This window comes from Corallococcus macrosporus (assembly GCF_017302985.1).
Taxonomy (GTDB): Bacteria; Myxococcota; Myxococcia; order Myxococcales; family Myxococcaceae; genus Corallococcus; species Corallococcus macrosporus_A.
Window position 1 is genome coordinate 192,564 of record NZ_JAFIMU010000008.1, and the last position, 21,175, is coordinate 213,738.

The window sequence follows — 21,175 nt, forward strand, 5'->3', positions numbered from 1 at the left end:
GCCCTACCCCGCCGCCGTCCTCCAACGGGTCCAACTGTCGGACCACTTCCCACGGCCCGGGTGGAGCAGCCTTCCCCGCCGCCATTCCCAACGGGTCCGACTGTCGGACCACTTCCCACGGCCCGGGTGGAGCACGCCTTCCCTGCCGCCGTTCCCCAACCGGTCCGACTGTCGGACCACTTTCTACGGTTCGGGTGGGGCAGCCCCTCCCTGCCGCCGTTCCCCAACGGGTCCGACTGTCGGACCAGTTCGTCCGGTTCGCCGCCGCCGGGGAGGCCCCTCCGGGTTCTCACCTTCTCAACCCCGGGGATGGGATTCAGGCCCGAGGGCTCAGCTCAGGAGCGGGGCTCCACGCCCGCGGCGTCCGGCGCGGCCCCACCGATGGGCGCGCGCTTTGCGCCGCTGAAGTACCCGTACTTCGCCATCAGCGGCCACGCGAGCGCCACGGTGAGCGCCTTCGCTCCGGACGCCAGCTCGCCCTTCCAGGCGTCGTCCTCGCCGCGCAGGAGCGTGGGGCCGCTGCGGAAGCGGTCCGGGTTGCCGGTGACGGTGTGGTTCTTCCCCAGCACCACCGTGCGGCCCTTCACCGGGTTCTGCGCACGCGGCACGCCCACCAGGTCCAACACCGTGTCCACGGCGCGGTCCGGCGCGGCGATGAAGTCCTCGTATCGCAGGAAGAGCGACTGGCCGGGGAACCGGCGCGTCACCTCTTCCGACGCGGCGTTGAAGCCCACCCAGTACGCCGTGCTGCGCGCGGCCGACATGGGGACGACGTACTGCTTCGTCTTCGTCCACGAGTGCGTCACCGCACGCGGGTCCCGCACCAGGTGCAGATACAGCGGCCGGATGCCTTCCACGCGCGGCAGCAGCGCCGCCTCGGACGGGAACTTCCCGCTGTCCACCAGCACCGTGCTCCCCGTGGCCCGCGCGATGGTGCGGTACGTGCGCGCCAGGAAGTCCGCGTGCGCCTGGAGCGCCTGCGAGTCCCCCGCCTCGTCCAGCACCCGCAGCGTGTGCCGCGTGCGCACGGCGGCCTGCTGCCGCTTCACCACCGCCTCGGCGTGCGCGCGGGGCGTGAGGCCCGCCGGCACGTCGGAGGTCAGCACCGTGTTCCAGATGCCGCACTCCACCAACTGCTGGCCGCAGCCGCACAGCGTGTTGGAGCCGTTCCCGTACGCGTTCTTCCACAGGAAGCTCAGCTCCCCCACGTGGAAGAACCCCGGCACCTCGTTGAGCACGTTGCCCAGGATGGTGCTGCCGCTGCGGCACCAGCCGGTGATGTAGAGGACGGTGAGCGGCGCGGCCTCGCTCTTCGCGCTCGCGGTGGCCATCAGGTCAGCGACGCCACGAAGAAGTGGGTGGGCAGGTGCACCGCGAGCGTCGTGTAGACCTCGCCGTAGGCCGCCAGCCCCTCGCGCGGGAAGATGCCCGGCGGCGGCTCCGCGAACCGGATGACCGAGCGCTCGCTGTCATACAGCGTCGCCGCGGCGGTGAAGTCCCCCACGATGATGGTGCCCGGGTTCACCATGCGCGTGCGGCACAGGCGGATGCCCATGGCGGCCAGGTCCGACAGCAGCGACTGCTGGCCCACGAGGTGCTCGTAGAAGTCCAGCGAGTTGATGACGATGCCGTCCGCGGAGCCGCCCATCTGCTCCACCTGCGCGCAGGCGTTGAGCAGCGAGCGCACCGCGGTCTTCTGCGCCGGCAGCCGCACGATGCCCGGCGTGTGCAAGAGGCCCCGCACGCCGTCCCCACCCTTGCCGATGCACAGCGCCTGGTTCTCCGCCGTGTTCAGCCGCACCAGCAGGCGGAAGTCGATGAACTGCGCCAGCGACTTCGGATCCTCCAGCAGGTTGCGCGGCACCTGGATCCACGCGCGCGTGGGCTTGAGCGCCTGCGTGTCCTGGTGGAACTCGAAGCCGGCTTCCGGGCGCAGCTCCACGTCCTGCACCGGCCCGCTGGGCTTCGTCTGGGGGTGCGTCTCGTACCAGAACGGCACCGGGTCGCGCTCGGCCTTGGCCGTCTTGAACATGCCGCGCACCGCGATGCGCGGACGGCGCTTGAAGCCGGGGAACGCGTCCACGATGGAGTGGTCGTAGTCCACGTGCGCCTTCGTGCCCTGCTTCTGGACCGCGGCCGCGAACACCTCACCAGGGGACTTCGTGGTCAAGCTCATGGGATGCGGCTCCTCTAAAAAGAACAGCGGTCTAGAGCGGATGCAGGCCCCGGAAGCCCAGGCCTTCGGTCTCCGGACGGCCCAGCATCAGGTTCAGCGCATGCACCGCCGTACCGGCGGCGCCCTTCACCAGGTTGTCGATGGCGGCGTTCACCACGATGCGGCCCCGCTCCGCGTCCACGTCCACCGCCAGGTCGCAGTGGTTCGTGCCCAGCAGCGGCCCCGGCTCCGGGAACGGCGACAGGGACGCGCTGGGGCGCAAGAGCCGCACGAAGGGCTTTTCGCGGTAGCGCGTGGCGATGGCGCGCACCACCTCCGCCTCATCCACCGGCCGCGCCGCGAAGGCGTGCACCGTCGCCAGGATGCCGCGCACGCCCGGCACCGCCGTGGCGCTGAAGTGGATGGTGGGCTTCTGGCCGGTGACGTGCTCCGCCACGCCCTCCAGCTCGCCCGTGTGCCGGTGGCCCACCGGCTTGTAGCAGCGCAGCGCGTTCGCGCGCTCCGGGTGGTGCGAGGAGCGGTCCGGCGTCGAGCCGCCCCCGGACGAGCCCGTCTTCGCGTCCACCACCAGCACGTCCGGGCGCGCGAGCCCCGCGTGCAACAGCGGCAGCAGCGCCAGCAGCCCCGCGTGCGCCATGCAGCCGGGAATGGCCACGTGGCGCGCATTCGGCAGCGCGTCACCCATCCACTCCGGCAATCCGTAGACGAACGCGGGCACGTCCTCCGGGCGCGGGTGCTTGCCGTACCAGCGCGCGTGCCCCGCGGGGTCCAGGCGGAAGTCCGCGCTCAGGTCCACCACCCGCTCCGCCAGCCGGCACACCCTCGGCCAGCGATGGAGCAATTCGCCTTGAGGCAGGCAGCTCACCAGCACGTCGCAGGACTCCAGCGCGTCGTGCGGCGTGTAGCGCAGCGTCCCCGCCCCGCGCAGGTGCGGGTGCGGGAAGTCCAGGCGCTTGCCGGCGAACTGGCCGGAGGTGGCCTGCACCACCTCCACGGCCGGGTGCGCGAGCAGCAGGCGCAGCACCTCGCCGCCGGTGTAGCCCGCGGCTCCCAGCACCGCCACGCGCGCGCTCATCGCCCGGCTCCGGCTCCGGAGGCGACGTACTCCGCGATGAGGTCCGGCAGCGGGACGCCCGTCTCGTCGATGCTGCGCGCGAACTCCACGCAGTGGTTGATCTCGTTGACGTAGATGTCGCCGCCGCGCGTCTCCAGCAGGTCCACCGCCACCATGTCCCCGCCCACCGCGTCCGCCGCGGCCTCCGCCAGCTTCGCGTGCACCCCCGACACCTCGTAGCGCTCCGGCACGGCGCCGCGCGCGGTGTTGGTGATCCAGTGCTCGGAGCGGCGGCGCAGGCCGCCCACCGCACGGCCGATGACGTAGACGCGCAGGTCGTAGCCCGGCTTGTCCACGTACTCCTGCACCAGCGCCACGTGGTCCTGCGCGCCGCCGCTGCCAAAGCGCGTGGACAGCACGCCCTCCGCCGCGGAGCGCGAGTCCAGCCGGGCCACCATCCGGCCCCAGCTCCCCAGCACGGGCTTGGTCACCACCGGGTAGCCCCTGGCCTCAATCGCATCCAGGCACGCGTCCTCGTCGAAGGCCACGAACGCCCACGGCATGGGCACGCCCTTCGCGGCGAGCGCCGCGCTGGTGAGCGCCTTGTCCCCGCACAGGGAGATGGTGCGCGCGCTGTTGAGCACGCGCAGCCCCTTCATCTCCAGGAACGTGGCCAGGTAGCGCGCACGCGTGAAGGACATGCTGCGCATCAACACGGTGTCGGCCTCGTTGACGCGCTGCCGGTCCATCGACAGCACCATCCCGGAGTCCTGCACCAGGTTGACGGCGCAGTCGCGCCTGCGCAGCGCCTCGAGGAGGAGCTTCTCCTCGGTGCGAATGCGCGTATAGACGAGGTCGACCTTGCGCATGGCGCGGGTCTACTCCCCCCAGTCTTCCTCGACCTCGGGTGCTTCCTCGAGCCGCAGCGGGTTCACGCCCACCACCTCCAGCTCTGCGGAACAGCCGTCACAGGAGAGCACCTCGCCCACCATCCGGTTGCCCGCGGGCACCGGCTGCGCGCACAGGGGACACTGGTCGGCCGGCACGGACTGCGTCATCGGGTTCGGGTTCTGGACCTGCATGTCAGTCCCTCCTCGGTTCGGATCCCACGGCAAACACCGGGGTTCTTGGGAGCACTCCCAGGATGCGCTCGGCCACCTGCCCGCCCTCCAGCCCGTGGCCCTTGAGCAAGGCTTCGTGCGAACCGGCGCGCGGGTCGTAGCGGTCCTGGATGCCCACGCGCAGCACGCGCCGCCCCAGGTCCAGCGAGCACACCGTCTCACACACCGCGCTGCCCAGGCCGCCGAGCACGTTGTGCTCCTCCACGGTCACGAGCAGCCGCGTGCGCGACGACGTCTCGCGCACCGCCTCCTCGTCCAGCGGCTTGAGCGTGTGCACGTTGAGCACGCGCGCGGAGACGCCCTGCGCCTCCAACAGCTTCGCGGCGTCCAGCGCCACGGCCACGCCCACCTCGCCGTGCGCGAGGAGCCCCACGTCGTCGCCCTCGCGCAGGAGCGCGGCGCGGCCCAGTTCGAAGGGCGGGCGTTGAATGTCCAGGCGGGTGACGCGGTTGCGGCCCAGCCGCAGGTACACCGGCCCCTCGTGCGCGAGCATCGCCTGCGTGGCCTGCACCGTCTCCAGGCCGTCCGCGGGCGACACCACCGTGAGGTTGGGCATCGCGCGCAGCACGGCCAGGTCTTCGATGGCGTGGTGCGTGGGGCCGAAGAACGCGCCCGCCACGCCGCCGTAATCACAGACGAGCTTCACGTTGGCGCGCGCGTAGGCCAGGTTGAGCCGCACCTGCTCGCACGCGCGCATCACGCCGAACGCCGCGAAGCTGTGCGCGATGACGGTGTGCCCGCCGTGCGCCAGGCCACACGCCATGTCCAGCATGGTGGCCTCGCAGATGCCCAGGTTGAAGTAGCGCTGCGGGTGGCGCTTCTCGAACGGGTCCCCGCCGCCGCCCAGGTCCGCCTCCAGGAAGACGACGCGCGTGTCATCTTGAGCGAAGCGCGCCGCCGCGTGCCGGAACACCAGCCGGCTGGACAGCTCCGGGTGCGCGGCGAGCCACGCCTCCGGCGCCTGGGCCAGGTCCACCGCCGGGGCCAGCGACGCGCTCATTGGCCGTCCTCCCCCAGCGACGCGAGCGCCCGGCGCAGGTGCTCCGCGGAGAACACGGCGTAGTGCGGCCCCTTGCCCTTGAGCATGGGCACGCCCGCGCCCTTCTGCGTCCGGGCGACGACCGCGCGCGGACGGCCCCCCACGACCGGCGCCTCCAGCGCGGCGCACAGGGCGGGCAGGTCGTGCCCGTCCACCTCCAGCGACTGGAAGCCGAACGCGTCCAGCCGCTGCACCAGCGCCTCCTGCGACAGGATGGACTCGGTGGGCCCGTCGTTCTGCCCGCCGTTGCGGTCGATGATCAGCGTCAGGCCCGTGAGCTTGCGGTGCGACGCCACCTGGAGCGCTTCCCAGTTGGAGCCCTCGCCCATCTCGCCGTCGCCGCAGATGACGAAGGTGCGGTTGGGTTCACCGCGCAGCGCGTGCGCCAGCGTCAGCCCCACGCCCAGCCCCAGCCCGTGGCCCAGGCTGCCGGTGGCGAACTCCACGCCCGGCACCGCCGCGTTCACGTGCCCGGTGAAGATGCTGCCGTCCGCGTTGTAGTCGCGCACCAGCGTCTCCACGTCCACGAAGCCGAACTCCGCGAGCGCCGCGTAGAGCCCCGCCGCCGCGTGTCCCTTGGACAGGATGAGGTGGTCGCGCTCCGGCATCTTCGGCGCGCGCGGATCCACGCGCATCACCCGGCCCAGCAGCGCCACCAATATCTCCACCATCGACAGCGAGCCGCCCAGGTGACAGCCCGACGGCGTCGCCGCCAGCCGCACGATGGTCTGACGGATGCGCTTCGCTCGCCGGGGCAGCAGCGCCAGCCCCGCGTCCGACGCGGCGCCCGAGGGGCCGTCTCCAGTGCGAGCAGGCATCGCCGGGCCGCTGGAGGCCGTGGGTTCATCTGGCGTCCGCGCGTCGCGCGACAGCCCGGGAGTCGTTGGATTCGCCGAGAAAGTCATGCCCGTAGCGTCGCTGTCACAGCCCCGGAATCCGGCTGTTGTGAGACACACTAGGAAATCGCATTATGCGCCGTCAACGCGGATTTTCTTAAGATGTAGATGTACGAGAAAAAACCGTCTTGCCCGGTAATCTCGCGGTGTTACACGCGCGGCACGCTCTGCATTCCCAGGCCTCGCGTCAATGGGAGGAGACCTTCAGATGGGGCAGCGTTTCCATAACGCAGCGGCGTTGGAGAAGGGTTCGGAGTACCGCCGGAAGGGTTGGTGGCGTGACACCACGGTGGTTGACGATCTGCGTCGCTGCGTCCAATCGCATCCGGACAAGACCGCGATCATTGCCGCACGGTACTTTTCCAAGGACATCACGCGTCTGACCTACGCGGAGCTGGCGCGGTACATGGACCGCTTCGCGCTGGGCCTGCGCGATTTGGGCGTGGGGCGCGAGGACATCGTCGCGGTGCAGCTGCCCAATGGGTGGCACTTCACGGCGCTGGCGCTGGCGTGCGCGCGGATCGGGGCGGTCATCGCGCCCATCCCGCCCGACTACCGGCGGCGCGAGGTGGAGTTCATCCTGGGGCGCACGGAGGCGTCCGTTTACGTGGGGCCCACGTCATGGACGGGGCACTCACACCGGGACATGGCCCGCGACATCGCGGCGGCGCTTCCGTCGCTGCGCCACCGGGTGCTGCTCGGCAGCAACGACGGGCTCCAGGCAGGCGAGCGGGACTTCGAGCGCCACTTCATCGAGCGGGAGTGGGAGAAGGAGGCGTCGCTGGAGGGCGTGGCCCCGGCGGCCGCGGACGACGTCTGCAACATCCTCTACACGTCCGGCACCACGGGCGAGCCGAAGGGCGTGGTGCACTCGCACAACACGAACTACGGCATCACGCGCGCGCTCTGCGACACGCTGGGCATCGACGGCACGGACGTGGTGGCGCTGCCCTCGCTGCTGACGGCGTCCACGGGGTTCACGTACTCGTACCTGATGCCCATGCTGCTGGGCGCCACGGCCATCTACATGGACGTGGGCGACCCGGAGCTGACGCTCAAGCTCTTCGAGGAGCATGGCGTCACGTTCACGTACGGCATTCCCACGTACCTGATGAACCTCATCGCGTTGCAGAAGAAGCGCCAGCGAAACACCTCCTCGCTGAGGCAGCTGGCCACGGGCTCCATCCCGGTGCCGCCGCACCTCATCGCGGCGGTGCGCGAGGTGTTCGGCGTGCGGCTGCACACGCTGTGGGGCATGACGGAGAACGGCGCGGTCACCATCACGCGCCATGAGGACCCGCCGGACTGGCCCAGCCAGAGTGACGGGCGGGCGGTGGCGTGGATGGAGACGAAGATCGTCCCCGCGCTCGCGGAGGACGGCACGCCGTATCCGGACGGGACGGGGCGGCTGCTGGTGCGCGGCGCCAGCCAGTGCCTCACCTACTTCAAGCGCGACGACGTGTACGCCGCGGCGGTGGACGCGGAGGGCTGGTTCGACACGGGCGACCTGGCGCGCGACGACGGACGCGGCGGCATCCGCATCGTGGGGCGGCTCAAGGACGTCATCTTCCGGTACGGCTACAAGATCCCCGTGGTGGAGGTGGAGTCCGCGCTGTACTCGCACCCGAAGGTGAAGGAGGTCGCCGTCGTCGCGCACTCGGACGACAAGATTGGCGGCGAGCGGGTGTGCGCCGTCGTGGTGGTGCGCGAGGGCGAGGCCCCGCCGACGCTCACCGAGCTGCGCGACCACCTCAAGCAGCAGGGCATGTCCAACCAGTACTGGCCGGACCGCCTGGACATCATCGACGAGATGCCCAAGACGGCCACCGGCAAGGTGCGCAAGTACCTCTTGCGTGAACGCCTGAAGCCCGCGTGAGCGGACGGGAGGAACGGCCATGAATCCGAGCACCGAAGAAGCCGCCACCAGCGGCACGGAAGCGACGCTCGCCGCGTGGTGGAAGGAGCTGCTGGGCGTGGAGGTCGTGCGCCCGGAGGACCACTTCCTGGAGATTGGCGGCAACTCCCTCATGGCCACGGTCCTGTCCAACCGCATCGAGAGCGAGCTGGGCGTGGAGGTGTCCATGGTGGAGCTGTTCGACACGCTCCGCGCCGTGGCCACGCTGTGCGACGAGCTGCGCCAGGAGCAGACCGCTTGAGCCGCGCCGCCCCTTGAGGGCGGCCCCCTTCTCCCCGCTTCCCTTCGAGGGCGACATGACGACCGAGCACCCCGGCTCCCCTTCCGCCTCCGCGCCGAAGTCCCGTCGCCGTGCGCCTCCGGTGGTGCCTGTCTCCCGCGACGCGTTGTTGCCGCTCTCCTTCGGGCAGCAGCGCATGTGGTTCATCGAGCAGCTCACGCCCGGGGGCATCTCCTACAACGTCCCGTACTTCGCGAGGCTCACCGGCGCGCTGGACGTCCCCGCGCTGGAGCGCGCCCTGGCCGTGCTGGTGGAGCGGCACGAAGCGCTGCGCACCACATTCGCCGTGGTGGATGGACAGCCCGTGCAGCGCATCGCACCGTCCCTGTCCCTGCCGCTGCGGGTGGAGTCGCTGGAGGCACTGCCCGCGTCCGAGCGGGAGCAGGCCCTGCGGCGGACCGCGGAGGCGGAGGCGCGCACGCCCTTCGACCTGGGCGCGGGGCCGCTGGTGCGCGTGCGGCTGCTGCGGCTGGGCGAGACGGAGCACGTGCTGCTCCTGATGCTGCACCACATCTGCTGCGACGGCTGGTCGCTCACGGTGATGGAGCGGGAGCTTCAAGCGCTCTACGCGGCCTTTCGCACCGGCACGACGCCCGCGCTGCCCGCGCTGCCCGTGCAGTACGCCGACCATGCGGTGTGGCAGCGGCAGTGGCTCCAGGGCGAGCACCTGACGCAGCAGTTGGAGTGGTGGCGCGGTGAATTGTCGGGAGCGCCCCCCGCGCTGGAGCTGCCCACGGACCGGCCCCGTCCCTCCGCGCAGTCCACTCGCGGCGCGGTGCACCGCCACGCGCTTCCTCCGGAGCTGGGGAAAGCGCTGGAGGTGTTGTGCCGCAGGCAGGGCGTCACGCTCTTCATGGCGCTCTTGGGTGGCATGCACCTGCTGCTCTCGCGGCTCAGCGGCCAGGACGACGTCGTCATCGGCTCGCCCATCTCCGGCCGCACGCGCCAGGAGGTGGAACCGCTCATCGGCTTCTTCATCAACACCCTGCCCTTGCGCGTGCAGGGGGAGGGCTCGCTCGGCTTCGGGGAGCTGCTGCGCCGCGTGCGCAAGACGTGCCTGGACGCGTACGCGCACCAGGAAGTGCCTTTCGAGCAACTGGTGGACGCGCTCCAGCCCGAGCGCGACTTGAGCCGCCCGCCGCTCTTCCAGGTGCTCTTCACGCTCCAGCACTCGGCCGTGCCCGCGCTGGAGTTGGAGGGCTTGAAGACGTCCGAGCTGGACTTCGAGCCGGGCGTCTCTCGCATGGACCTCACCGTCTTCCTGCGCGAGACGCCTGAAGGGCTCGTGAGCCTTTGGGAGTACAGCACCGACCTCTTCGACGCGGCCACGGTGGCGCGCTTCGCGGAGCACTACACGCGCCTGCTGGAGGCCGCGGTCGCGGAGCCCGAGCGGCCCGTGGCCACGCTGCCGATGCTCAGCGAGGCGGAGCGCCAGCGCCTGCTCGAGCTGGGCACGGGCGCCGCCGTCCCCTACCCGCGCGAGGCGTCCCTGCCCGCCCTCTTCGCGGAGCAGGCCGCGCGCACGCCTGACGCGGTCGCCCTGGAGGCAGGAAGTCAGAAGCTCACGTACGCGGAGCAGGCCGCTCGCATACCTGATGCGATTGCCCCGGAGGCCAGAGGCCAGCGGCTCACATATGCGGAGCAGGCCGCGCGCACGCCTGACGCGGTCGCCCTGGAGGCCGGAGGTCAGCGGCTCACGTACGCGGAACTGGAGGCACGCGCCAACCAACTCGCGCACCACCTGCGGGGCCAGGGCGTAAGCCTGGGAACTCCGGTGGGCCTGTGCGCGAGCCGTTCTCTGGAGATGGTCGTGGCGACGCTCGCCATCCTCAAGGCGGGGGGCGCGTACGTCCCGCTGGATCCGTCCTACCCGTCCGAGCGCCTGGAGTTCATGGCGCGCGACGCGCGCATCTCCGTGCTCCTGGTGGAGCCAGGCCGTGAGTCCGCGCTGAAGGGCCTGGCCTCGCGGGTCGTGGTGCTCGACCCGTCGTGGCGGACCTTCGCGGGCCACCCGGAGTCCGCGCCCGACGTGCACATCCCCGCGGATGCGCTCGCGTACGTCATGTACACGTCCGGGAGCACGGGGCGGCCCAAGGGCGTGGGCGTTCCCCACCGGGCCGTGACGCGGCTGGTGAAGGGCGTGTCCTACGTCCGGTTCGACGCGCAGGACGTCGTCCTCCAGTTGGCCACCACGTCATTCGACGCCGCGACGCTGGAGCTGTGGGGAGCGCTGCTCAATGGCGCGAAGCTGTTCCTCTACCCGCCGGTAACGCCATCGCTGGAGGAACTGGAAGCGACGCTGGAGCGCGAGCACATCAGCGTGCTGTTCCTCACCACCGCCTTCTTCGAACAGATGGCGCTCAACCGGCCCGCTTCACTCGCGCGGGTGAAGCAGGTCATCACCGGTGGCGACGTCCTGTCTCCGCTGGCCGCGCGCAAGCTGCTGGACGCGGGCCGTGCAGTCGTCAACGGCTACGGCCCCACGGAGAACACCACCTTCTCCGCCACCTACCAGGTGAAGCGGGACCTGGATGCGCGGATGCCCGTGCCCATTGGCCGGCCGCTGGAGAACTCCCAGGCGCTGGTGCTGGACGCGCGCCTGGAGCCCGTGCCGCCCGGCGTGGTGGGCGACCTGTACGTGGGAGGCGACGGCCTCGCGTGGGGCTACCTCGACCGGCCGGAGCTCACCGCGGACCGCTTCGTCCCCCATCCCTTCAGCGAAACTCCCGGCGCACGCCTCTACCGCACCGGAGACCGCGCGCGGTGGCTGCCCTCCGGCGAGCTGGCATTCATGGGCCGCGCGGACTCGCAGGTGAAGCTGCGCGGCTTCCGCATCGAGCTGGGAGAGATTGAGACCGCCCTGCGCCACCTGCCCGGCGTGGAGGACGCCGTGGCGGAGGTGCGAGAGTACGCCCCCGGCGACAAGCGGTTGGTGGCGTGGGTGGCCGGCACCACCGTGGACATGAGCGCGCTGCGCCCAAGTCTGGCCGCGCGGCTGCCCGCGCCGCTGGTCCCCTCCGCCTTCGTGAAGCTGGACCGGCTGCCGCTGACGCCCGTGGGCAAGGTGGACCGCAAGGCGCTCGCCACCCCCATGGGTGACGCGCCCACGGGCGAGTCCTCCGTGGCGCCCGTCACCCCGACGGAGACGGCGGTCGCGGAGGTCTGGGCCGCGCTCCTGGGCCGCACGCGCGTCGGCGCGCAGGACTCCTTCTTCGAATTGGGCGGGCACTCGCTGCTCGCCACGCAGGTCGTCTCGCGGCTGCGGGAAACGTTCGCCGTGGACCTGTCCGTGCGCATGCTGTTCGAGGCGCCCACGGTCAGCGGACTGGGTGCGCGCATCGACGCCCTGCGCGGCGAGGGGCCATGGACCAAGGGGCTCCCGTTGGTGCCCGGCCCGCGCGAGGGGTGGCAGCCCCAGTCGTTCGCGCAGCAGCGGCTGTGGATCATCTCGCAGCTCGATCCGCTGGGCGCGTCCTACAACGTCCCGCTGGTGACGCGCCTGCGCGGACCGCTGGACGCACGAGCCCTGGAAGCCAGCCTCGTCTCGGTCATCGAGCGCCACGCCGTCCTGCGAACCACCTTCGGGACCGTGGATGGCCAGTCGATGCAACGCATCGGGCCCGCGGGGGACTTCACGCTGCAACGGGAGGACGTGGACGCGGGCGCGGTCCAGGCGCGGGTGGAGGCGGAGGCCCTCCAGCCTTTCGACCTGCGACAGGGGCCGGTGGTCCGAGCCCGGCTGCTGCGCGTCGCGGACGATGACCACGTCCTGGTGCTCGTCATCCACCACATCGTCTTCGACGGATGGTCCATCGACGTGCTCCAGCGCGAACTCGACGCGCTCTACCCCGCGAACGGACAGAGCACGCTGCCCGCCCTGCCCATCCAGTATGTGGACTTCGCGCGCTGGCAGCGAGAGGTCTTCCAGGGCGAGGAGTTGGAGGCCCACCTCACCTGGTGGCGTGATCAACTGGACGGCGTCCCGCACGTCCTGGAGCTGCCCGCCGACAAGGCGCGCCCGGCCGTGCAGACCTTCGCGGGCTCCAGCCTCCAGGTCCCCCTGTCGCCCGAGCTGTCACGGGCCCTCACCACGCTGGGCCAACGAGAGGGCGCCACCCTCTTCATGACGCTGCTGGCCGGCTTCCAGGCCCTGCTGTCGCGCTACAGCGGCCAGCCGGACTTCCTCGTCGGCTCGCCCATCTCCGGCCGCAATCGCCGCGAGGTGGAGGGCCTGCTGGGCTTCTTCGTCAACACGCTGGCCCTGCGCGCGGACCTCTCTGGTGCTCCGTCCTTCCAGCAGTTGCTCGGCCGCGTGCGCGAAGCCTGCCTGGGCGCCTTCGCTCATGAAGACCTGCCGTTCGAGCAACTGGTGGACGCGCTCAAGCCGCCGCGCGATCCCGCCCGTTCCCCGCTGGTCCAGATCCTCTTCGTCCTCCAGCGCGCCGCCGCGCCCCTCGCCCTCCCCGGCCTCCAGGCCGAGGACGTCCCGTTCCGGTCCGGCACCAGCCGTGGCGACCTGATGCTCTTCGTGCGCCAGACCGCGCACGGACTCGTCGCGTATTGGGAGTACAGCACCGCCCTCTTCGAGGAGGCGACGGTGCTGCGGATGGCCGCGCACTACGTCCGGCTGCTGGAGGGCGCGGTCGCGCGTCCTGATCTGCCCGTGGCATCCCTGCCCCTCATGTCCGCCGAGGAGCGCCAGCAGGTCCTGGTGACCTGGAACGCCCGCGGGGTTCGCATCCCCGCGACGAGCCGACTCCCGCTCCCCAAGGACGTGGAGGGACCTCCTGCCTGGACCACCCGCGAGGCGTTGAGCTGGCGGAAGGAGGCAGGCGGTGCTCCGGCGTCGCCGCCCTTCTCCGTCTACGTGTTGGATCCGCTGCGCGAGCCGTGCCCCATCGGCGTTCCGGGCGAGCTGTACGTCAGCGGTGAGGGCTTCGCGACCGAGGACGCCGGACGCCCGGACCTCGCCGCCGAGCGCTTCGTGCCGTCGCACCTGGGCACCGTGCCCGGCGCCCGGCTGTACCGCACGGGTGAGCGGGCCCGGTGGCTCGCGGATGGCCAGTTGGAGCGGCTGCCTCCCTTGCCCCGCGCCGCGCCCCCCCGCGCCTTCCGGGCAGAGCTGGGCCGGGTGGAGACGGCCCTGCGCGTCCTCAATGCCGTGCGCGACGTCGCCGTGGTGTTGCGCGAGGACACGCCGGGCCTGCGCCGGCTGGTCGCCTACGTCGTGCACCCGGAGTCCACCTTCGATCCGGACCTCCTGCGCCAGACCCTCTCGCTCAAGTTGCCGGAGCACCTGGTGCCGTCCATCTTCGTGCGCCTGGACGCCCTGCCCCTGTCGCCCGGCGGCAAGGTGCACCGCGCCAGGCTGCCCGCGCCACCGGCGGCGCAGGAGGGCTACGTCCCGCCGCTGACGGAGGTGGAGCGGAAGGTCGCCGCGCTCTGGGCATCGCTGCTGGTGCGGCCGCGCGTGGGCCTGCGGGACCACTTCTTCGAGCTGGGCGGACACTCGCTGCTCGCCACGCGGGTCATCTCGCGGCTGCGCGAGGACTTCGGCGTGGACCTGCCGATGAGCGCCCTGTTCGAAGCACCGACCGTGGCGGGGCTCGCCGCGCGGGTGGAGGCACTGCTGCACGCGGCCCCTCGTGGCCTTGCGCCGCCGCTCGTCCCCGGTTCGCGCGAAGGGATCATCCCGCAGTCCCACGCCCAGCAACGGCTGTGGTTCATCTCCAAGCTGGACCCCAGCGCCCACGCCTACAACGTGCCGCTGGTGACGCGCCTGCACGGACCGCTGGACGCACCGGCCCTGGAGGCCAGCCTCGTCGCGGTCATCCGCCGCCACGAGGTCCTGCGCACCACCTTCGACGAGGTGGACGGCCAGCCTGCTCAGCGGATCCATCCCGCCTGGGACTTCAAGCTCGCGCGCGTGGACCTGCCCCCGAGCGAGCAGGACGCCTCCTCGCTCCGGCACCGCGTGGAGGCCGAGGCCCATGTGCCTTTCGATCTACGCCAGGGCCCGCTGATCCGCGCCACGCTGTTCCGGCTGTCGGACGACGACCACGTCCTGGTGCTCGTGTTCCATCACACCGTCTTCGACGGGTGGTCCATCGCCGTGCTCCAGCGCGAACTGGACGCGCTCTACGCAGCGCGGGTGAAGGGCATGGAGGCCTCGCTGCCCGCGCTGCCCATCCAGTACGCGGACTTCGCGCGCTGGCAGCGCGACTGGCTGCGAGGGGACGTGCTGGAGGAGCAGGTGGCGTGGTGGCGCCGGCAACTCGCGGGGGTCCCTCCCGTGCTGGACCTGCCCACCGACAAGCCGCGTCCACCGGTGCAGTCCTTCAACGGCCACAGCCTCCAGGTCCCCCTGTCGCCCGAGCTGTCACGGGCCCTGACCACGCTGGGCCAGCGCGAGGGCGCCACCCTCTTCATGACCTTGCTGGCCGGCTTCCAGGCCCTGCTGTCGCGCTACAGCGGCCAGCCGGACTTCCTCGTCGGCTCGCCCATCTCCGGCCGCAATCGCCGCGAGGTGGAGGGCCTGCTGGGCTTCTTCGTCAACACGCTGGCCCTGCGCGCGGACCTCTCTGGTGCTCCGTCCTTCCAGCAGTTGCTCGGCCGCGTGCGCGAAGCCTGCCTGGGCGCCTTCGCCCATGAGGACCTGCCCTTCGAGCAACTGGTGGACGCGCTCAAGCCGCCGCGCGATCCCGCCCGCTCTCCGCTGGTCCAGCACCTCTTCGTCCTCCAGCGCGCCGCCGTGCCGCTCACCCTTCCGGGACTCCAGGCCGAGGACGTCCCGTTCCAGACGGGCGTGGCGCGCTTCGACCTCATGCTCTTCGTGCGCGAGTCGGATCAGGGCCTGACGGCGTTCTGGGAGTACGACACCGCCCTCTTCGAAGAGGCCACGGTCCAGCGGATGGCCGCGCACTACATCCGGTTGCTGGAGGGCGCGGTGGCCCAACCCGACCGCCCCGTGGCCGCGCTGTCGCTGCTCTCCGAGGAGGAGCGCCGCCAGGTCGTCGTGACCTGGAACGCGGAGAAGGACACGTCGTTCGCGCCGGGGCTGATGCACCGGTGGGTGGAGGCACAGGTCGCGCGCACGCCGGACGCCATCGCCGTGACGGACGGCGAGTCGTCGCTCACGTACGCGCGACTGGAGGTCCGTGCGAACCAGCTCGCGCATCACCTCATCGCGCTGGGTGTCACGCCCGGCAGCGTCGTGGGCCTGTGCCTGGAGCGCTCCAGCCTGGACATGCCCGTCGCGGTGCTGGCGACGCTCAAGGCCGGAGCCGCCTACGTGCCGCTGGATCCGGACTATCCGCGCGAGCGACTGGCGATGATGCTGGAGGACACGCGCCCGCCCGTCGTCCTCGCGCATGCGTCCTTCGTGGGCTCGCTGCCCCCGGCGCGCATCGTCACGCTGGAGGAGCAGACCGCCGCGCTGGCCACGCGCCCCGAATCCCCTCCGCCCGTGGAGGTGTCGCCCGAGTCGGGCTGCTATGTCATCTTCACGTCGGGCAGCACCGGACGGCCCAAGGGCATCGCCATGTCCCACCGGGCCGTGGGCAACATGGTGGGCTGGCTCATCCAGCGCGCCGTCCGCGCCCAGGCCACCACGCTCCAGTTCGCGTCGCTCAACTTCGACGTCTCCTTCCAGGAGTTCTTCGGCACCTGGTGCCTGGGAGGCCGGCTGCTCCTGTGCTCCAGCGAGATCCGCCGCGACCCCTCCGCGCTCCTGCGCCACCTGACGCATCACCGCGTGGAGCGCCTCTTCCTGCCGTTCGTCGCGCTCCAGATGCTCAGCGAGGCGGCACGCAACGCACCGGAGCTGCCTCCGCTCAACGAGGTCATCACCGCGGGCGAGCAACTCCAGGTGACGCCCGCGCTCGTCGCCCTCTTCGAGCGGCTGCCCGGCTGCGTCCTGGAGAACGAATACGGTCCTTCGGAGACCCACGTCGTCACCGCCTGGCGCGCCTCCGGTCCTCCGGCCACCTGGCCCGCTCTGCCGCCCATCGGTGCACCCCTCCCCAACACGCAGACCTACGTCCTGGACACGCGCGGCGCGCCCTGCCCCATCGGCATCCCGGGCGAGCTGTTCCTCGGCGGCGCGGGGCTCGCCAGCGGATACCACCGGCGCCCGGACCTCACCGCCGAGCGCTTCCTGCCGGACCCGTTCAGCGACGCGCCGGGCGCGCGGATGTACCGCACGGGCGACGTGGTGCGCTGGCTGCCGGACGGCACGCTGGAGTTCCGCGGGCGCGCCGACTCGCAGGTGAAGGTGCGCGGCTTCCGCGTCGAGCTGGGTGAAGTGGAGGCCGCACTGCTCGCGCTGCCGTCGGTGAAGGAAGCCGCGGTGACGGTGCGCGAGGAGCCCCCCGGCCCGAAGCGGCTGGTGGGCTACGTGGTGCCGCGTGAAGGAACACCGCTCACGGTGGACACCCTGCGGGCCGAATTGCGCCGGTCGCTCGCGGAGCACGCGGTCCCTTCCACCTTCGTGCTGCTGGAGCGCCTGCCGCTCACGCCCAGCGGAAAGGTGGACCGCCGCGCCCTGCCAGCACCGGAGGCCCTGCGCCCCGAGCTGAGCGAGGACTACCGCGCGCCCGAAGCAGGCCTGGAACAGGCGCTGTCCGCCATCTGGTCCCAGGTGCTCCACGTGGACCGGGTGGGCGCGGGCGACAACTTCTTCGACCTGGGGGGCAACTCGCTGCTGCTCCAGTCGGTGCACGCGAAGCTGGAGACGCTGGTGGGCCGCAAGGTCTCGCTGGTGACGCTCTTCCAGTACCCCACGGTGCGCGCCCTTGCCGCGCACCTCGCGCCGGCTCCGGAGACTCCCTCGCAAGCCCCCGTGCCCACGACGCCGCCTCCGGAAGCCGGGGCCCAGCGGCGCGACAACCTGCGGCGCATGGCCCAGCGGCGCGGCCGGCCGCCGGGCTCCGGATGAACTCCGGGCGTCAGGGGATGAGCGCCGCCAGCTTCGCGCCCAGCGCGGCGGCGTTCTCGCCGGTGAGCATGGAGTTGTGGTCGCCGGGCACCGTCTCCACCCGCACCACGGCGCCCGTCTTCAGCCACTCCAGCCCCAGGTGCTCCGGCAGCGGCTCCACCACGGTGGCGGCGCGGAAGAACTGGATGGTGCCACCCTCGAAGGGAGGCATCGGGTAGCGGAGCAGCGCCTGGATGTTCGCGTCCCATACGCGCAGGAAGCGGCGCTCCTGCTCCGGATCCATGAAGGGCGCGGCGTTCTCCAGGCCCGTGCCCCCGCCCTTCTCCAGCGCCTTCACGATGTCGGCGGGGCCCGGCGAGTCGAACATCGCGCACAGCGGCACCGCGTGGCCCTCGGCGGTCAGCCGGCGGGCCATCTCGTAGATGACCGCGCCGCCGAAGGACGCGCCCGCGAGCAGGTACGGCCCCTGGGGTTGCAGCGCGCGCAGGCCCTCCAGATAGGCCGTGGCCATCTCCTCCACCGACGTGTGCACGGGGCCGTCCGGATCCAGGCCCCGGGACTCGAACGCGTAGACCGGGCGGCCCTCGCCCAGGGATTGCGCCAGCTGGCGGTAGAACACCGAGTGCCCGCCCGCCGCGTGGACGAAGAAGACCGGCGGCCCGCGCGTGCCCTGCTGGAGCGGCACCACGCCTGGAGGCAACTGGGTCCCCTTCTCCTCGGTGCCGCCCAGCTTCTTCGCCAGCAACTCCACCGTGGGCGCGGTCAGCATCTCCCGCAGCGCCAGCCGCTTGCCGAAGCGCTCGGACACCATGGCCAGCAGCCGCAGCGCCAGCAGCGAGTCACCGCCCAGGGCGAAGAAGTCGTCGCGGATCCCCACCTCCTCCACGCGGAACAGTTGCTGGAAGCACTCCACCAGGTCGCGCTCCGTGGCGTCGCGGGGCGCCACGCGCGAGGCGCTTCTCCGCGCCTCGGCGGCCCGGGGCGCGGGACGGGGCTCGCGCGAGGCGCGAGGCTGCGCGACGGCCGGAGCCTCCTCCAGGCTGTAGTACACGCGGTCGAAGCTGTACGTGGGCAGGTCCACGCGGCGGCGCTTCTCTCCATCGCGGAAGCGCTCCCAGTCCACGTCCACGCCCGCGGCCCACGCCTCGCCCAGGGCCTCCAGCGAGCTCACGGTCACGCCGTCCTTCGTCGGCAGCGTGGCGAGCACGGGCTGCGTCTTGCGCGCCGGGTGCTGGCGCGCGAGCGAGGTCAGCGTCGTCCCCGGGCCCACTTCGATGAGCGCGCGGTCGCCGGACTCCAGCAGGCACTCCAGCGCGTCGGAGAAGCGCACCGTGTGCCGCAGGTGCCGCACCCAGTATTCCGGAGACGTCGCCTCGCGCTCCTGGAGCCAGCGGCCGGTGAGGCTGGAGACGACGGGCAGCGTGGGGGCGCGCAGCTTCACCTTCGCGACCTCGCGCGCGAAGCCCTCCAGGAAGGGCTCCATCATCGCGGAGTGGGCCGCGCGCGCGTAGCGCACCCGCTTGAACTCCACGCCTTCCTTCGTGAGCGCCGCCTCCACGGCCTCCAGCGTGGGCAGCGGCCCGGAGAGCACGCACGTCTGGGGGCCGTTGACGGCGGCCACCGACACGCCGGTCCCCAGCAGCGCCTCCACGCGGGACACCGGAGCGAGCACCGACACCATCCCGCCCGGAGGCATGGCCTCCATGAGGCGCCCTCGCGCGACCACGAGACCCAGCGCCTCCTCCAGCGTGAACACGCCCGCGAGGCACGCGGCCACGTACTCGCCCAGCGAGTGCCCCAGCAGCGCCGCCGGCTTCACGCCCCACGACAGCCAGAGCTGCGCCAGGGCCCAGTCACACGCGAACAGCGCCGGCTGCGACCACAGCGGCCGGTCCAGCTCCCGGGCCGCGGCCTCCTGCCGGTCCGGGCCCGCGAACAGCACCTCTCGCAAGTCCGCGCCCATCGGCCCGCGAAGCAGCTCCGCGCAGGTGTCCAGCGCCGCGCGGAAGGCGGGCTCCCGCAGGAACGACTCGCCCATGTTCACCCGCTGCGCGCCGCCCCCCGGGAAGAGGAAGGCCACGCCGCGCCCCTCGCCCTCGTCGAACACGGTGCGCGCCGGGGAAGCCTCACCCGACAGCAGCGAAGCCGCGTCAGGGCCCCGGCCCACCACTACGAAGCGGCGCCAGGGAAAGCGCGCCCGGCCCACCTGCAACGTGTGCGCGACGTCCGCCAGCGCCTCCGGGATGGCCTCACGCGGATCCCCCCCCGCACTCCCCGCCTGCTCCCGCAGCCTCTCCACGAGCGCGAGCGTCATCCGCTCCAGTGCGCCCTCCGTCTTCGCGGACACGAGCAGCAGCTCCTCCCGCCGCCGGGCCTTGTCCGCCTCCACGCGCGGCGCCTCCTGCAACACGACGTGCGCGTTGGTGCCGCCAATCCCCAGCGAGCTCACCCCCGCGCGCAGCGGCAGGGGCCCCTCCCACGGCCGCAGGCGGGACACGACGTGGAACGGACTGCCCTCCAGCTCCAGCAACGGATGCGGCGCGGTGAAGTTCAGCGTCGGCGGCAGTTGCCGGTGCTCCAGCGCCAGCACCGTCTTGATGACGCCCACCAGCCCCGCCACCGCGCCCAGGTGCCCGACGTTGCTCTTCACCGACCCCAGGCCGCACACCCCGGGCGCCACGCCCTGGAACACCTGCCGCAGCGCCGCGACCTCGATGGGGTCCCCCAGCGCCGTCGCCGTCCCGTGCGCCTCGATATAGGACACGTCCCCGGGCGCCACGCCCGCCACCGCCTGCGCGTCCGCGATGACCGCCACCTGCCCGTCCACCGACGGCGCCGTGAAGCCCGTCTTCCCGCTGCCGTCGTTGTTCAGCGCCGTGCCCAGCACCACGGCGCGGATGGGGTCGCGGTCCGCCACCGCGTCGTCCAGCCGCTTGAGCACCACCGCCGCCACGCCGTTGCTCGCCACCGTCCCGCCCGCCTTCACGTCGAAGGGCCGGCACCAGCCGTCCGGCGACACGATGTCCCCCTCCTGGAAGCGGTACGGCGCCAGCTGCGGCAGCCGGATGGACACCCCGCCCGCGATGGCCATGTCGCACTCACCCGCCAGCAGTGACTGGGTCGCCAGGTGCAGCGCCACCAGCGCCGTGGAGCACCCGGTCTGCACCGTCATCGCCGGCCCCTTCAGGTCCAGCTCGTACGACACGCGCGTCGCCAGGAAGTCCAGGGACACGCCCACCGCCAGCCCCGCCCCCACGTCCGGGTCGCGCAGCCCGTACAGCGAGTAGCCTCCGCCCGCGAACACGGCCACCCGCTGGGGCTTGCCCCGGGGCGCGTGCCCTGCGGACTCCAGCGCGGACCACGCGCACTCCAGGAAGGCGCGCTGCTGCGGATCCATGCCCTCCGCCTCGCGCGGCGAGTACCCGAAGAACGCGGCGTCGAAGGACTCCGCCGCCTCCAGCACGCCCGCCGCGACGACCCACTCGTCCCCCTGCGGCATCCCCGCCTTCGCCCGGCCCGCGTCGTCCAGCCGCGTGATGGAGTCCACCCCGCCCGCCAGGTTGCGCCAGAACTCCCGCGCATCCGCCGCCCCCGGAAAGCGCAGGGCCAGGCCCACCACCGCCACCGCCATCGACGGCTCGGGGGCCGTCGCTTCGCTCGCGTTCGCGTCGTCCATGCCGGCCAGACTGCCAAAGAAGCCCGGAACCCGGGGAAGGACCGAACCTGCCTGCCTGCCCTGGGGCTGTGTGTGCTCGCGCG

Annotated in this window: 11 protein-coding genes; 3 read left to right on the top strand and 8 right to left on the bottom strand. The window is 72.0% G+C overall.

Annotation, left to right across the window (positions count from 1 at the left end):
• Positions 1 to 335 precede the first annotated feature (335 nt).
• The 7 genes from JYK02_RS27615 to JYK02_RS27645 are packed head-to-tail and all read right to left on the bottom strand — an operon-like array spanning position 336 to position 6,208.
• Positions 336 to 1,331 (bottom strand): sulfotransferase, encoded by a 996-nt coding sequence (locus JYK02_RS27615; protein ID WP_207055552.1) that lies wholly within the window; start codon positions 1,329 to 1,331, stop codon positions 336 to 338.
• Positions 1,331 to 2,176, bottom strand: a complete 846-nt coding sequence (locus tag JYK02_RS27620) for a family 3 encapsulin nanocompartment shell protein (protein ID WP_207055553.1) — start codon at positions 2,174 to 2,176, stop codon at positions 1,331 to 1,333. Before JYK02_RS27620 ends, JYK02_RS27615 begins: the two co-directional genes overlap by 1 nt.
• A 31-nt stretch (positions 2,177 to 2,207) precedes the next feature.
• On the bottom strand, positions 2,208 to 3,251 hold the full coding sequence (argC, locus tag JYK02_RS27625; RefSeq protein ID WP_207055555.1) for an N-acetyl-gamma-glutamyl-phosphate reductase: 1,044 nt from the start codon (positions 3,249 to 3,251) through the stop codon (positions 2,208 to 2,210).
• Positions 3,248 to 4,099, bottom strand: a complete 852-nt coding sequence (locus tag JYK02_RS27630) for a RimK family alpha-L-glutamate ligase (protein WP_207055557.1) — start codon at positions 4,097 to 4,099, stop codon at positions 3,248 to 3,250. Before JYK02_RS27630 ends, argC begins: the two co-directional genes overlap by 4 nt.
• Before the next feature lie 9 nt (positions 4,100 to 4,108).
• The gene (gene lysW, locus JYK02_RS27635; protein WP_207055559.1) at positions 4,109 to 4,312 is read right to left on the bottom strand and encodes a lysine biosynthesis protein LysW; all 204 of its coding nucleotides are present in this window, start codon (positions 4,310 to 4,312) and stop codon (positions 4,109 to 4,111) included.
• A 1-nt stretch (position 4,313) separates the two neighbouring features.
• On the bottom strand, positions 4,314 to 5,351 hold the full coding sequence (locus JYK02_RS27640) for a transketolase family protein (protein WP_207055561.1): 1,038 nt from the start codon (positions 5,349 to 5,351) through the stop codon (positions 4,314 to 4,316).
• Positions 5,348 to 6,208, bottom strand: coding sequence for a 1-deoxy-D-xylulose-5-phosphate synthase N-terminal domain-containing protein (locus JYK02_RS27645; RefSeq protein ID WP_207055563.1), 861 nt, complete (start codon positions 6,206 to 6,208; stop codon positions 5,348 to 5,350). The genes JYK02_RS27640 and JYK02_RS27645 overlap by 4 nt, the downstream gene beginning before the upstream one ends.
• A 286-nt stretch (positions 6,209 to 6,494) precedes the next feature.
• On the opposite strand from JYK02_RS27645, the gene JYK02_RS27650 reads away from it, so the two are divergent.
• The 3 genes from JYK02_RS27650 to JYK02_RS27660 are packed head-to-tail and all read left to right on the top strand — an operon-like array spanning position 6,495 to position 17,416.
• Complete coding sequence (locus tag JYK02_RS27650; RefSeq protein WP_207055565.1) at positions 6,495 to 8,162, top strand: AMP-binding protein; 1,668 nt, start codon at positions 6,495 to 6,497, stop codon at positions 8,160 to 8,162.
• A 19-nt stretch (positions 8,163 to 8,181) separates the two neighbouring features.
• The gene (locus JYK02_RS27655; protein ID WP_207055567.1) at positions 8,182 to 8,442 is read left to right on the top strand and encodes a phosphopantetheine-binding protein; all 261 of its coding nucleotides are present in this window, start codon (positions 8,182 to 8,184) and stop codon (positions 8,440 to 8,442) included.
• A gap of 55 nt (positions 8,443 to 8,497) precedes the next feature.
• Positions 8,498 to 17,416, top strand: a complete 8,919-nt coding sequence (locus JYK02_RS27660) for a non-ribosomal peptide synthetase (protein ID WP_207055569.1) — start codon at positions 8,498 to 8,500, stop codon at positions 17,414 to 17,416.
• A 10-nt stretch (positions 17,417 to 17,426) separates the two neighbouring features.
• On the opposite strand, the gene JYK02_RS27665 is transcribed toward JYK02_RS27660, so the two are convergent.
• Positions 17,427 to 21,092 carry a type I polyketide synthase gene (locus JYK02_RS27665; protein WP_207055571.1) on the bottom strand — a complete coding sequence of 1,222 codons (3,666 nt, stop codon included), beginning with the start codon at positions 21,090 to 21,092 and terminating at the stop codon, positions 17,427 to 17,429.
• Positions 21,093 to 21,175 lie beyond the last annotated feature (83 nt).

Bases quoted from the DNA above. Each gene is read 5' to 3' on its own strand.
- JYK02_RS27615 (WP_207055552.1), bottom strand. From the start codon at position 1,331: ATGGCCACCGCGAGCGCGAAGAGCGAGGCCGCGCCGCTCACCGTCCTC.
- JYK02_RS27620 (WP_207055553.1), bottom strand. From the start codon at position 2,176: ATGAGCTTGACCACGAAGTCCCCTGGTGAGGTGTTCGCGGCCGCGGTC.
- argC (WP_207055555.1), bottom strand. From the start codon at position 3,251: ATGAGCGCGCGCGTGGCGGTGCTGGGAGCCGCGGGCTACACCGGCGGC.
- JYK02_RS27630 (WP_207055557.1), bottom strand. From the start codon at position 4,099: ATGCGCAAGGTCGACCTCGTCTATACGCGCATTCGCACCGAGGAGAAG.
- lysW (WP_207055559.1), bottom strand. From the start codon at position 4,312: ATGCAGGTCCAGAACCCGAACCCGATGACGCAGTCCGTGCCGGCCGAC.
- JYK02_RS27640 (WP_207055561.1), bottom strand. From the start codon at position 5,351: ATGAGCGCGTCGCTGGCCCCGGCGGTGGACCTGGCCCAGGCGCCGGAG.
- JYK02_RS27645 (WP_207055563.1), bottom strand. From the start codon at position 6,208: ATGCCTGCTCGCACTGGAGACGGCCCCTCGGGCGCCGCGTCGGACGCG.
- JYK02_RS27650 (WP_207055565.1), top strand. From the start codon at position 6,495: ATGGGGCAGCGTTTCCATAACGCAGCGGCGTTGGAGAAGGGTTCGGAG.
- JYK02_RS27655 (WP_207055567.1), top strand. From the start codon at position 8,182: ATGAATCCGAGCACCGAAGAAGCCGCCACCAGCGGCACGGAAGCGACG.
- JYK02_RS27660 (WP_207055569.1), top strand. From the start codon at position 8,498: ATGACGACCGAGCACCCCGGCTCCCCTTCCGCCTCCGCGCCGAAGTCC.
- JYK02_RS27665 (WP_207055571.1), bottom strand. From the start codon at position 21,092: ATGGACGACGCGAACGCGAGCGAAGCGACGGCCCCCGAGCCGTCGATG.